We start from the raw sequence: 11,770 nt of genomic DNA on the forward strand, positions 1-11,770 counted from the left end.
GTCATGGGCAGAGGCAAAAGCGTCGGCGCGGGCCCGTACCGCATGCCGGCCTGGACGGAAAAAGGCGAACGCATCCGGCGTCTGTTCGAAGCCTGTGCGGAGCAGGGATGGTTCAACGGCAGGCTGCTCGTCGCCAAGGACGGCGAGCCGATCGCCGACGTGACCGCGGGCTGGGCGGACCGGTACCGCCGGCGCCGCCTGACCGCGGACACGATGTTCAACGTCGCGTCGGTCGGCAAGACGTTCACGGCGGCGGCCGTCCTGCTGCTCGTCCAGGAAGGCCGGCTTCGTCTGGACGAGCCGATCGACCGCTGGTTTCCCGAACTTCCCTGGCGGGGCGCCGCGATCCGCCAATTGCTTGCCCATACGTCGGGCATTCCGAACTATATCCCGCTCGTGCGCAAGGGTCTGATCGAAACGCCGAAGGAGCGAACCGTCCAGGCGGACAACGCCGGCCTGCTAAGGAACATTTGCGAGGCGCAGCCGGAGCCGGATTTTCCGCCGGGGGAGAGAAACTGCTACAGCAACACCGGCTACATGCTGCTTGCGATGCTGATCGAGAAAGTCGCGGACGTCCCGTTCCACGATTTTCTCGAGCGGCGCATCTTCCGCCCGTGCGGCTTTGCGCGGCTGACCGAATGCCGGCATTCCGATCGCGCGGAGCGGCTAGCCGACTATGCGGTCGGACACTGGATAAGGGAAGACGGGGAAGCCGTCCCGCCCCATACGGTGCCGGGCTGGGAGTTCGTCTGGTACCTCGACGCGATCCAGGGCGACGGCAACGTCCACGCCTCGGCCGCCGAGCTGCTGCGCTGGGACCGGGTGCTCCGGACGGAGGAGCTGCTCGGCCGCGCCGCGCTCGGGGAGGCGTACCGGCCGGCGCGGCTTAACGACGGATCGTCCGCCAGGAACGGGCTCGGCTGGTTCGTCGCGGACGATTCGCGGCGGGGAAGGAAGGTGTCGCACGCCGGCTACTGGCCCGGATACAGCGCCGAATTCGACCGCTGGCTGGACCGGGACATCGTCGTCATTTACATGAGCAACGAGGAGCGGGAAGGAAGCCACGAGCTCAAAAACCGCATGATGCGGGAGACCGAGCGAATCTTGTTCGAAGCGTGAAGCTCGAAGGCCCGGGCCGTCCGCCCGGGCCTTCGAGCCGTTTACGCCCCGCCGCCGCCGGTGTCCGCTTCTCAAAAGTGACCGGACTGTGATAAAATGTCTTGTATCTTTGTGCAGGCTGCAAAGCGAGAGGTGCGACATGCCGAAAGTGCTGGTGCTGAACGGACCGAACCTGAACATGCTCGGCGTCAGGGAACCCGGCATCTACGGGACGGTCACGCTGGAGTCGATCGAAGCGTCGCTGCGCGAGGCGGCGGGCAGGCTCGGCGTCGAAATCGAATGCTTCCAGTCGAACCACGAAGGCGCCCTGATCGACCGGATCCACGCGTCGTTCGGACGGGTGGACGGCATCCTGATCAATCCCGGCGCGTTGACGCACTACAGCTACGCGCTGCGCGACGCGCTCAGCGCCGTCGCGCTGCCGGTGGTCGAAGTGCATCTGTCGAACATCCACAAGCGCGAGCCGTTCCGGCACGTGTCGGTCATCGCCCCGGTCGCCGCCGGCCAGATCGCCGGCTTCGGCGCCCTCGGCTACGAGCTGGGGCTCATGGCGCTCGTCCGGGAGATCGAAGCGCGGGCCGCATCGGGCGGCGGGGGAGCGTGACGAGGATGAACACAGGCAAACGGATCGCCGCGTTTCGCGAGGCGCTCGAGGCGGCCGGCCTCGAGGCGATGCTCGTGGCTTCAGCCGTCAACCGCCGCTACCTGAGCGGCTTCACGGGAACGGCCGGCGCGCTGCTGTTCACGCCGCGCGGCCAGTATCTGCTGACCGATTTCCGCTACATGACGCAGGCGCCGGCGCAAGCGCCCGATTACCGGGTTGTGGAGCACGCGCCGGACATGATGGACACCGTGAAGGGGCTGCTCGCCGAAGCGGGCGTGAAGAAGCTCGGATTCGAGGAGCGGCAGGTGTCGTACGCCGACTGGTCCTCCTGGTCGAAGGCGCTCGCGCCGGTGGAGCTGGTGCCCGTCGACGGGCTCGCCGAGAAGCTCCGGGTCAGGAAGGACGAGGACGAGATCGCCGTGATCCGGGAAGCGGCGAAGCTCGCGGACGCGGCCTACGCGCACATCCTCCATTTCGTCCGCCCGGGCGTGACGGAGCTGGACCTCGCCGCCGAGCTGGAGTCGTTCATGCGCAAGAACGGCGCCTCCGGCCCGTCGTTCGACACGATCGTCGCCTCCGGCGAGCGCTCGGCGATGCCGCACGGCGTCGCGGGAAGCCGCAAGTTGCAGCCGGGCGAGTTCGTGACGTTCGATTTCGGCGCGCTCTATCAGGGATATTGCTCCGACCTGACGCGCACGATCGTCGTCGGCGAGCCGACCGACCGCCACAGGGAAATCTACGCGATCGTGCTCGAGGCGCAGGAGCACGCGCTCGCGAACATCAAGCCCGGCATGACGGGACGCGAGGCGGACGCCTTGACGCGGGATGTGATCACAAGGTATGGTTATGGTGAGTTTTTCGGACACGGCACGGGCCACGGCATCGGCCTGGAGATCCACGAAGCGCCCAGACTGTCGCAGCGCAGCGACACGGTGCTCGAGCCCGGCATGGTCGTGACCGTCGAGCCCGGCATCTACATTCCGGGATTCGGCGGCGTACGGATCGAAGACGACGTCGTCGTCACGGATACCGGGATCCGCGTGTTAACTTCATCCCCGAAATCGTTCTTCGCGACGGGGTAGGCCAAGGCAAGGCGGGCCGGCAGCGCCGGCTCCAATGATGCAGGGAGGAAGAGAAAAAGTGATTTCAGTCAACGATTTCAGAACCGGTCTTACGATTGAAGTGGACGGTGAAATTTTCTCCGTTCTCGAATTCCAGCACGTGAAACCGGGCAAAGGCGCGGCGTTCGTCCGTTCGAAACTGAAAAATCTGCGCAACGGCAACATCGTCGAGAAAACGTTCCGCGCGGGCGAGAACGTGAACCGGGCGCAGATCGAAAACCGCGAGGTTCAATACCTGTACAACTCCGGCAACGAATACACGTTCATGGACAACGAGACGTTCGACCAGTTCACGCTGGACAAGAAGCAGCTTGAATGGGAGATCAACTTCCTGAAAGAGAACATGAACGTTCACATCGTAAGCTACCAGGGCGAAATCATCGGCATCAATCTGCCGAACAGCGTCGAGCTCAAAGTCGTCGAGACGGAGCCCGGCATCCGCGGCAACACGGCGACGGGCGCGACGAAGAACGCGAAGCTGGAGACCGGATTGAACGTTCAGGTGCCGCTTTTCATCAACGAAGGCGACGTGCTCCTGATCGACACCCGCGAAGGCAAATACATTTCCCGCGCCTGATGTGCGGAAGCAGGCCGTCCGGAACGCCGGACGGCTTTCTCATGCAGCCGGCGCGGCAAGGTGTGAAATTTTCTATACCGGACATCTGTCTTGATGCTATAATATTGACCTGTATGTGATTGATTCGGATAGGAGTGAGACAGCATTGTCGTTGATCGTAATGAAATTCGGCGGCAGCTCGGTCGGCACGCCGGAGCGAATGCGGCACGTCGCCGGGCGTATCCTGGCGCGGCAGCGGGAGGGGCATGACATCGTCGTCGTCGTCTCGGCCATGGGGGATACGACGGACGACCTGATCGACCTGTCGAAGCAGCTCAATCCGAACCCGCCGGCGCGCGAGATGGATATGCTGCTGACGACCGGGGAACAGGTGTCGATCGCTTTGCTCGCCATGACGATCAAGGCGATGGGCGGCGAATCGATGTCGCTGACCGGCTGGCAGGCCGGCATCACGACAGAGCCGGTTCACGGCCGGGCGAAGATCACGGGCATCGCGCCGGATCGGGTCCATGCCGGGCTGAAGGAAGGCCGCATCGTCATCGTGGCCGGGTTCCAGGGCGTGACGGAAGCGGGCGAGATCACGACGCTCGGCCGCGGCGGCTCGGACACGACGGCCGTTGCGCTGGCCGCCGCCCTGAAAGCCGATCTGTGCGAGATCTACACGGACGTCGACGGCGTGTTCTCGACCGACCCGAGGGTTGTCCGCAACGCCCGCAAGCTGGACGCCATCACCTACGACGAAATGCTGGAGCTCGCCCATCTCGGCGCCGCGGTGCTCCATCCGCGCGCAGTCGAATACGCGAAGCAGTACAACGTGACGCTCGTCGTCCGCTCGAGCTTCACGGACCGTGAAGGTACGCAAGTGAAGGAGGAAGCAGCGATGGAACAAGGCATTGTCGTCCGCGGCATCGCCTATGACAAAAATGTTGCCCGCATCAGCATCATGGGTGTGGAGGACGTGCCGGGCGTGCTGGCGAAAGTGTTCGGCGCCCTCGCCGACGCCGGCATCGATGTCGACATTATCGTGCAGAGCGGCGTGCAGGACGGCAAAGCTGATTTCTCGTTCACCGTGTCCGGTGATGTCGTTGACGCGGCCATGCGCGTCATCGAAGAGGTGCGGAGCGCGGTGCCCTACCGCGAAGCGACGAGCGAGAGCGGCTTGGTGAAGGTGTCGATCGTCGGCGCGGGCATGGTCTCGAACCCCGGCGTCGCCGCGCAGATGTTCCAGACGATCAGCAGCCTCGGCGTCAACATCAAGATGGTCAGCACGTCCGAGATCAAGGTGTCTTGCGTCATCGACGCGGAGCCGCTGAACGATGTCGTCCGGTCGCTCCACACCGCGTACGGTCTCGACACGAACGAGCAGGCGTTCGTCGGCGGTCCGCAGGAGCGCCGCTGATCTCGCCGCTGATCGCAATCATTGGTCTGCTGATAAAATCAACCGTCCGCTGTCCGAAGCGGGCGGTTTTTTCATGCGCTTGTCATGTCACCCGGTCCGCGATGAACGTGAGCAGCTTGTACAAGATGACGGTAATGCCGGCCGCCATGAGCGGACCGACCGGGATGCCGCGCAGGAAGACGATGCCGAGGATCGAGCCGATGACCATGCCGACGATGAGCTGCGGATCGAACCGGAGCATCTCCAGCCCCTTGCCGTTGACATAGGTGGCGAGGGCGCCGCCGAGCAGCGCGAGCCATCCCGGCCAGGATGAGAAGGCGGCGAGGATTTCCTTCCATTGGATGCGTCCCGTCGCGAACGGCACGAGCACGCTGAACGTCAGGCAGAGCAGGCCGAGTTCGAGCCCGCGCCGCTCGAGCAACGGGAGGTACCGGTCCAGATGGACGAGTTTGATGATGAGCAGCATGCAGGCGGCCGTCGAGATGATCGGACTTCTGCCGACGATGCCGACGATGATCAGGGCGACGAGGATGATTTCTCCGGTCACGGGCGTTCTCTCCCGAAGCCGCCTTTGGTTTGGGCTTTCGGCGGCTTCGCTCCATTGTATGTCCAAGCCGCCGGATGCATGCCGTCAGATCATGTACTCGAGGGCTGCCGGTTCCCTATGCATCATGAACGTATCGTTTCGCAGCCCCCTCCGCATCGCTTCCAGCGTCAGCACATCCCCGGGCGCAATGTTGCCGAGATGGACATTCGGCCCGGCCGCGCGGATGAGAAACACCTGCTGTTCCTTCCGCGGTGCTTCCCACATGAGCCGATCCGTGTCCGTGATCAACTTGATGATTTGTTCGAACACGGCCGGATCCGGCCGGCCGTCGCCGTCGAACATGCCGACCGTGCCGGATTCCCGGGCTTCGATCGTCACCAGCGAAGCCCCCGCGTCCCAGTCCGCCTCGGCCGCGTCGGCAAGCGCAAAGGGATTGATCGCCGACCCCGCTTCCTTCTTCCCGAATTCCGCAAAGACGGTCAGCCCGCGCGCCCGTCCTTCGCGGATGAGCGCCGTCCGCTCCCTGCGGCCGAGCTCGATCGTGCCTTCCGACACTTCGATGCCGTCGAAACCGAGGGCGCAGACCGCGTCGAAAAACGCCGATGCGGCGTCATGCCGGACCGCCGTCTCCAGCAGGGTGCCGCCGGGAATGACGGTGATGCCGTTCCGCCGGGCATATCCGATTTTCCGGAGCAGCAGGTCCGTCGGATAGAGCACGGACGTGCCGAATGCCAGCTTGATGATGTCGATGTAGGCACCGGCGGCGTCGATCATGTCGCAGTAGGCATGCCAGCCGACGCCCTTGTCGATCACCATCGTCTTGCCGCCTGAACGCTTAAGGTCAAGACCGTCTGCGCTGTCAGCCCGGAGACCCGAGCGTTCGCCGACCGGGTCGAACAGCAGGGGGGACCACGCCCCTCGTGGGGTAAGTTTCATCCTCCGATTCTCCTTGCATTTCAAATTATGGGCCTATCGTTATGGGCCTATCGCCAACCTCGCGAGCAATATATGCATCCCGGCGAGGGCAGGTGCCCGGCATGCGGCGGGACGAGCCTGCATACAGTGTAGGGACCGGCCGTTTACGGTACGGTCCAACGGAGGTGGGCCACATGATCAACAAATTCGTGCTGGCGATGGCGACGCTCCGGCTCCTGTCGGGCAGCATCGAGATGCTCGCCGCGCTGCTCATGCTCAGGCTCAACCAGGTGGACAAGGCGCTCGTCGTCAATTCGTCGCTGGCGTTTGTAGGGCCGATCGTGCTGCTGACGACAACGGCGGTCGGGCTCGCCGGCCTGGCGGACAAGCTGTCGCCGTCGAAGCTGGTGTGGATTACGGCCGGCGTCACCTGTCTCCTGATCGGCATTCTCAAAAAATAGCATCTCGTCCGGCATTCCCGGACGTGCCTGGCATAATCCGCGATTCCGGCGGCATATAGATGAGACAAGTACCGCAGCGGCAAGCGGCCCTCAAAGGGGGGAGAAAGATGCTCGACGGCTTGCTGAATCTTCTGCCCGCGGAGCTTGCGTCGCTGATCCGCTCCCTGCCCGCATCCGTTCTGGGCGGGCTGGAAGAGATCCGCATCCGGCAGGGCAGGCCGCTCGAGATCGGCCATGGCGAAGGCTTCGCATTCGTAACGGCGGCCGGAACGGTCTCCGACGACCCGGCGGCCGGCTACCGGCCGACCGCGGAGCTGTGCGCCCGCCTGCTCGAGCGGATCACCAACCACTCGCTCTACGCGATGGAGGAAGAGCTGCGCCGCGGGTATGTCACGGTGCCCGGCGGCCACCGGATCGGCCTGGCGGGAAGAACGGTGCTGGAAGGCGGCTCCGTCAAGGGGCTGCGCGACATCGGCGCGTTCAACATCCGCGTCGCCCGCGACGTCCGCGGCGCCGCCGCAAGGCTCCTGCCGCACATCGCCGACCGCGCGCGCCGCAGCCTGATGTCGACGCTGATCGTCGCGCCGCCGCAGCAAGGGAAGACGACGATGCTGCGCGACATCATCCGGTCCGTCAGCTATGGCAGCTGGCCGATGCCGGAGGCGCGGGACTGGCCGGCGCGCAAGGTCGGCGTCGTCGACGAGCGGTCCGAGATCGCCGCGTGCGTCCGGGGCGTGCCGGTGTTCGACGTCGGGCCGCGCACCGACGTGCTGGACGCCTGTCCGAAGGCGGAGGGGATGATGATGCTGCTTCGTTCGATGTCGCCCGAACTGCTGGCCGCCGACGAGATCGGGCGGCCGGAGGACGCCGAAGCGATCCGCGAGGCGGCGCACGCCGGCGTGCCGGTCATCGCGACGGCGCACGCAAGCGATCTGCAGGACGCGCGCGGACGCACGGCGATCCGCCGGCTCATCGACGAGGGAACCTTCGCGGCCGTCGTCGAGCTGAGGCGCCGCGGCGCCGCAACCTCGTTCCGCGTCGTACGGCCGATTCCGGCGGCGCGCGAGCCGACCGGGCTAGCGGGAGGCGCTGGAGCATGCTGAAGCTGGCCGGCGCCATTCTCGTGCTGCTGTCCGGCACGCTGATCGGCTTCCGCCAGGCCGCCCGGTACGCGGACCGCACGGCGCAGATCCGGCAGCTGCTCCACGCGCTGCAGCGGCTGGAGACCGAGATCGGCTTCGGCCACACGCCGCTGCCGGAAGCGCTCGAGCGCGCCGCGGCGGGCGCGGCGGGACCGGTCGCCTCGCTTTTCCATCGCACAGCGGAGCGGCTGCGCGCAGGCGGCGCTGCCGTCCGCGACGCATTGCGCGCGGCGGTCGACGAAGGCTGGTCCCTTACCGCGATGCGCGAGCCGGAGCGGTCGGCGGTCATCCGGCTCGGCGACGCGCTCGGCATCAGCGACCGGGAGGACCAGATTCGGCATCTGCGGTTGGCGGCCGCGCTGCTGCAGGCCGAAGAAGCCGAGGCGCGGGACGAGCAGGCCCGCTACGGCAAGATGTGGAGAAGCCTTGGTTTCATGGCTGCGCTGCTTGTCGTCATTCTCATGTTGTAGCGGGAGGCCGGGCAATGAGTATCGACGTCAGCGCCATTTTCCAGATCGCGGGCATCGGCATCATCATCGCGATGATTCACACGGTGCTCAAGCAGATGGGCAAGGAAGACATGGCGCATTGGGTAACCCTGATCGGATTCGTGGTCGTGCTTTTTATGGTCGTCCGGCTGCTGAACGATCTTTTCCGGGAGATCAAGGCGATCTTTCTGTTCCAGTAGCCGGTCAAGGACGCATGGGACGGGTGAACGCGCGTGGACATCATCCAATTGGTCGGGCTCGGTTTGGTCGCAGCGGTGCTCATTCTGGTCATCCGGGAGCAGAAACCGCTGTTCGCATTCCTCCTCGCGGCGTTCACCGGACTGTACGTATTCCTTGCGCTGGCGGGCAGGATCGAAGAGGTCATCGCAATGCTGCAGCGGCTGGCCGACCGTTCGGGCATTCCGGGCATCTATCTCGAGACGGTGCTGAAGATCATCGGCATCGCCTATATCGCCGAATTCGGCGCGCAGATCGTGCGGGACGCGGGACAGGAAAGCGTGGCGTCGAAGATCGAGGCCGCGGGACGGGTGTTCATCCTCGTCCTGGCCATCCCCATCATTGGCGTCATCATCGAGACGGTCATCGGGATGCTGCCCGAAGGGAGGTAAGGCTCTTGCGCCTGCTGCTGCTCGCGATGCCGGTTCTCTGGCTCCTCCTTGCGGCCGGCGCGGAACCGGCGGTCGCCGCGGCATTGGGCCAGCCGCCTCCCGCCAGCCTGCCCTCTTCGTCTTACGGGGACGGCGCGGAAGCGGACGCGGACCAGGCGGACGGCGGACTGTCGCGGCGGCTGACGGAGGAACAGCTCGAAGCGATCGACACCGGCGCGATCGAGGCGTACTGGACCGAATTGATGCGCGAATACGGCGGATTTTTCCCGGATCGCGAGGTGCCGGGCTTCATGGACCTTATCATGCCGGGCGGCAAAAAGCTCGACGTCGGCGACGCGCTGACCGGGATCGTCCGCTACCTGCTGCACGAGGTGATCTACAGCGGGCGGCTGATCGGCACGATCGTGCTGCTGACCGTCTTCTGCATGATTCTCGAGACCGTCCAGTCCGCGTTCGAGCGCGGCGCGGTCAGCAAGGCCGCCTACGCCGTCGCCTACATGGTGCTGCTCGTGCTGGCGGCGAACAGCTTCAATGCGGCGATCGGCTACGCCAGGGACGCGATCGGCGGGATGGTCCAGTTCATGATGGCGATGGTGCCGCTCCTGCTGACGCTGCTCGCTTCCATGGGCAACGTTGTCACCGTGACGGTGATGCATCCGCTCATCGTGTTCATGATCTACGCGGTCGGCGCCCTGATCCACACGGTCGTGTTCCCGCTGCTGTTCTTCTCGGCGGTGCTGCACATCGCCAGTTCGCTTTCGGAAAGGTTCAAGGCGACGCAGCTGGCGGATCTGCTCCGTTCGATCGGCATCGGCACCCTGGGCGCGCTGCTCACCGTCTTTCTCGGCGTCATCACGGTGCAGGGCGCGACCGGCTCGGTCACGGACGGCGTGGCGCTCCGCACCGCCAAGTTCGTCACCGGCAATTTCGTGCCGGTCGTCGGCCGGATGTTCTCCGACGCAGCCGACACCGTGCTCAGCGCTTCGGTCATCGTCAAGAACGCGATCGGCATCGCGGGCGTCGTCATTCTGCTCTTCCTGTGCCTGTTCCCGGCGGTGAAGATCATCGCGCTGGCCGTCATCTACCGGTTGTCGGCGGCCGTGCTGCAGCCGCTCGGGTCAAGTCCGATCGTGATCTGCCTCGAGACGATCGGCAAGACGATGGTGTACGTGTTCGCCTCCGTGGCGGCGGTCGGCATGATGTTCTTCCTCGCCGTCACGATCATGCTGGCCGCGGGCAACGCGGCGCTCATGATCCGCTGAAACCGAGGGGAGGCATGCCGCATGATGGCGTGGCTGAGCGATTGGCTGAAGCAGATTCTCGCCGTTCTCCTCCTCGCCGCGGTCGTCGACCTGCTTGTACCCGGCAAGGCGTACGAGCGGTACACGCGGCTTGCGCTCGGCCTCATCGTCCTGACGGCAATGCTCGGCCCGCTGCTGAAACTGTTCCAGGAAGATCCGGAGCGGCTGCTCGGCCGGGGCTTCGCCGGATGGAGCGCGTCGGCGGGCGCGTCGACGTCGCGGATGCCGGGCCTCGACGAGATCCGGCGCGAAGCCTACGCGCTGCGCGACCGGCAGGAACGGCAGACGGCCGAGCTTGCGAAGCGGACGCTCGAGACGTCGATCCGCGAGGCGGTGAACCGGCTGGACGGCCCGAAGGCGCGGGAGGTCACGGCCGAAATCGCAAGCGGCGCAGGCGGCGCCGAGATCGTGTCGATCATGATCGTGCTGGAGGCCGGCCGGGCATCGGAGCAGGCTGTGGCGGAAGAAACCGGGTCGACGGCGGATGAAACGGGTGGCGAAGACGGGGATCGAACCGGCGGAGAGATCCGGATCGGGCCGATCGAGCCCGTCGATCCGGTGGACGCCGTGCGCGTCAGCATCGGCGCAGGCGGCGGCGCTGTCTCCGCATTCGGCCCGGACGCCGGCGAGACCGGCGAGGCCGGGCGGGCGCCGGAAGGGCTCAAGGCGGCGCCCGCCGAAGCGGCCGCCGTCATCAAGGCGGTCGTTCACCAAGGTTGGGGGGTGGAGCCGGAACGGATAACGGTGTGGATGCCGGCCTGAGGCGGCCGGCAGCAAGTCGAGCGGGAGGGATTCCGGGTGGCGAAATGGCTGGATGGGCTTGAACGGATCGTCGGCGGAGGGCCGGACGGGGAGAAGCGCGTCCGATCGCTGCGCTGGCTGCTGCTCATCGGCGGTCTGGGGGCGGCGCTTCTGCTCGTCAATTCGTTCATCTCGCTGCGCGGCGTCGAACCGGATGGCGGCGCAGCCGGCCCGCCCCCGGAGGGCGAAGAGGTTTTTCTGAGCCGCGAACCGGCGCACGTCTCGCCGTTCGAAGCGATCGAGCAGCCGCTCGAGGCGAGACTCAAGGAGATGCTGGAGAAAATCGTGGGCGTCGGCACGGTCGATGTACTCGTCACCGTGGATTCGACGGAAGAAATCGTCTATGAGAAGAACGGCCGGATGACGCGGCAGCAGACCGACGAGACGGACGGGCAGGGCGGAACCCGGCACATCACGCAGATCACGCAGGACGGCTCGGTGGTCCTCTACGAGGTGTCGGGCGGGCAGACGCCGGTCGTCGTCAAGCGGATCCAGCCGAAAATCCGCGGCATTCTCGTCGTCGCGAAGGGTGCGGAGAACAAGACGGTCCGCGCGCTCATTCTCGACGCCGTGCAGAAAGGCACCGGCGTTCCGGCAGGCCGCATCTCTGTCGTGCCGCGCAAGACGGGTTGAATACCATGCATTCACGGGGGAGGATATGGAATC

Annotated in this window: 15 protein-coding genes; 13 read left to right on the forward strand and 2 right to left on the reverse strand. The window is 65.6% G+C overall.

What is annotated here, in order from left to right; translation table 11 throughout:
• Nucleotides 1-3: 3 nt before the first annotated feature.
• From C6W55_RS04790 to C6W55_RS04810, 5 genes are all read left to right on the forward strand, one after another.
• Entirely contained in the window at nt 4-1,119 is a 1,116-nt protein-coding gene (locus C6W55_RS04790; RefSeq protein WP_286891726.1) for a serine hydrolase domain-containing protein, read from the forward strand.
• Nucleotides 1,120-1,258: 139 nt separating this feature from the next.
• Nucleotides 1,259-1,723 carry a type II 3-dehydroquinate dehydratase gene (gene aroQ / locus C6W55_RS04795; RefSeq protein WP_015254861.1) on the forward strand — a complete coding sequence of 155 codons (465 nt, stop codon included), beginning with the start codon at nt 1,259-1,261 and terminating at the stop codon, nt 1,721-1,723.
• A 5-nt stretch (nt 1,724-1,728) separates the two neighbouring features.
• The gene (locus C6W55_RS04800; protein WP_286891727.1) at nt 1,729-2,805 is read left to right on the forward strand and encodes a M24 family metallopeptidase; all 1,077 of its coding nucleotides are present in this window, start codon (nt 1,729-1,731) and stop codon (nt 2,803-2,805) included.
• 58 nt (nt 2,806-2,863) lie between these two features.
• Entirely contained in the window at nt 2,864-3,421 is a 558-nt protein-coding gene (efp, locus tag C6W55_RS04805) for an elongation factor P (RefSeq protein ID WP_015254859.1), read from the forward strand.
• Nucleotides 3,422-3,566: 145 nt separating this feature from the next.
• Nucleotides 3,567-4,820: an aspartate kinase gene (locus C6W55_RS04810; RefSeq protein WP_286891728.1), complete on the forward strand. Its 1,254-nt coding sequence runs from the start codon at nt 3,567-3,569 to the stop codon at nt 4,818-4,820.
• 82 nt (nt 4,821-4,902) lie between these two features.
• On the opposite strand, the gene C6W55_RS04815 is transcribed toward C6W55_RS04810, so the two are convergent.
• Both C6W55_RS04815 and comA read right to left on the reverse strand, forming a co-directional pair.
• On the reverse strand, nt 4,903-5,367 hold the full coding sequence (locus C6W55_RS04815; RefSeq protein WP_015254857.1) for a DUF441 domain-containing protein: 465 nt from the start codon (nt 5,365-5,367) through the stop codon (nt 4,903-4,905).
• 84 nt (nt 5,368-5,451) lie between these two features.
• Entirely contained in the window at nt 5,452-6,303 is an 852-nt protein-coding gene (comA, locus tag C6W55_RS04820) for a phosphosulfolactate synthase (RefSeq protein WP_286891729.1), read from the reverse strand.
• Between the two features lie 173 nt (nt 6,304-6,476).
• On the opposite strand from comA, the gene C6W55_RS04825 reads away from it, so the two are divergent.
• The 8 genes from C6W55_RS04825 to spoIIIAG all read left to right on the forward strand — a co-directional run bounded on the left by C6W55_RS04825 (nt 6,477) and on the right by spoIIIAG (nt 11,737).
• Nucleotides 6,477-6,743, forward strand: coding sequence for a YqhV family protein (locus C6W55_RS04825; RefSeq protein ID WP_015254855.1), 267 nt, complete (start codon nt 6,477-6,479; stop codon nt 6,741-6,743).
• A gap of 107 nt (nt 6,744-6,850) precedes the next feature.
• Complete coding sequence (spoIIIAA, locus tag C6W55_RS04830) at nt 6,851-7,846, forward strand: stage III sporulation protein AA (protein WP_015254854.1); 996 nt, start codon at nt 6,851-6,853, stop codon at nt 7,844-7,846.
• Nucleotides 7,840-8,355, forward strand: coding sequence for a stage III sporulation protein SpoIIIAB (gene spoIIIAB, locus C6W55_RS04835; RefSeq protein ID WP_286891730.1), 516 nt, complete (start codon nt 7,840-7,842; stop codon nt 8,353-8,355). Before spoIIIAA ends, spoIIIAB begins: the two co-directional genes overlap by 7 nt.
• 14 nt (nt 8,356-8,369) lie before the next feature.
• Nucleotides 8,370-8,573 carry a stage III sporulation protein AC gene (spoIIIAC, locus tag C6W55_RS04840; RefSeq protein WP_015254852.1) on the forward strand — a complete coding sequence of 68 codons (204 nt, stop codon included), beginning with the start codon at nt 8,370-8,372 and terminating at the stop codon, nt 8,571-8,573.
• Nucleotides 8,574-8,606: 33 nt separating this feature from the next.
• Complete coding sequence (gene spoIIIAD / locus C6W55_RS04845) at nt 8,607-9,002, forward strand: stage III sporulation protein AD (RefSeq protein WP_286891731.1); 396 nt, start codon at nt 8,607-8,609, stop codon at nt 9,000-9,002.
• Between the two features lie 5 nt (nt 9,003-9,007).
• Complete coding sequence (spoIIIAE, locus tag C6W55_RS04850; protein ID WP_286891732.1) at nt 9,008-10,264, forward strand: stage III sporulation protein AE; 1,257 nt, start codon at nt 9,008-9,010, stop codon at nt 10,262-10,264.
• A gap of 21 nt (nt 10,265-10,285) precedes the next feature.
• A complete protein-coding gene (locus C6W55_RS04855) occupies nt 10,286-11,065 on the forward strand; it encodes a stage III sporulation protein AF (RefSeq protein ID WP_286891733.1) in 780 nt (259 codons plus the stop codon).
• A 36-nt stretch (nt 11,066-11,101) separates the two neighbouring features.
• Nucleotides 11,102-11,737 (forward strand): stage III sporulation protein AG, encoded by a 636-nt coding sequence (gene spoIIIAG / locus C6W55_RS04860; protein WP_286891734.1) that lies wholly within the window; start codon nt 11,102-11,104, stop codon nt 11,735-11,737.
• Nucleotides 11,738-11,770 lie beyond the last annotated feature (33 nt).

It is taken from the genome of Thermobacillus sp., assembly GCF_003390775.1.
In the GTDB taxonomy this organism is placed as follows: domain Bacteria; phylum Bacillota; class Bacilli; order Paenibacillales; family Paenibacillaceae; genus Thermobacillus; species Thermobacillus xylanilyticus.

What these genes read in the sequence shown, in the direction of transcription:
- C6W55_RS04790 (WP_286891726.1), top strand. Translation starts at nt 4, where the DNA reads ATGGGCAGAGGCAAAAGCGTCGGCGCGGGCCCGTACCGCATGCCGGCC.
- aroQ (WP_015254861.1), top strand. Translation starts at nt 1,259, where the DNA reads ATGCCGAAAGTGCTGGTGCTGAACGGACCGAACCTGAACATGCTCGGC.
- C6W55_RS04800 (WP_286891727.1), top strand. Translation starts at nt 1,729, where the DNA reads ATGAACACAGGCAAACGGATCGCCGCGTTTCGCGAGGCGCTCGAGGCG.
- comA (WP_286891729.1), bottom strand. Translation starts at nt 6,303, where the DNA reads ATGAAACTTACCCCACGAGGGGCGTGGTCCCCCCTGCTGTTCGACCCG.
- C6W55_RS04825 (WP_015254855.1), top strand. Translation starts at nt 6,477, where the DNA reads ATGATCAACAAATTCGTGCTGGCGATGGCGACGCTCCGGCTCCTGTCG.
- spoIIIAA (WP_015254854.1), top strand. Translation starts at nt 6,851, where the DNA reads ATGCTCGACGGCTTGCTGAATCTTCTGCCCGCGGAGCTTGCGTCGCTG.
- spoIIIAB (WP_286891730.1), top strand. Translation starts at nt 7,840, where the DNA reads ATGCTGAAGCTGGCCGGCGCCATTCTCGTGCTGCTGTCCGGCACGCTG.
- spoIIIAC (WP_015254852.1), top strand. Translation starts at nt 8,370, where the DNA reads ATGAGTATCGACGTCAGCGCCATTTTCCAGATCGCGGGCATCGGCATC.
- C6W55_RS04855 (WP_286891733.1), top strand. Translation starts at nt 10,286, where the DNA reads ATGATGGCGTGGCTGAGCGATTGGCTGAAGCAGATTCTCGCCGTTCTC.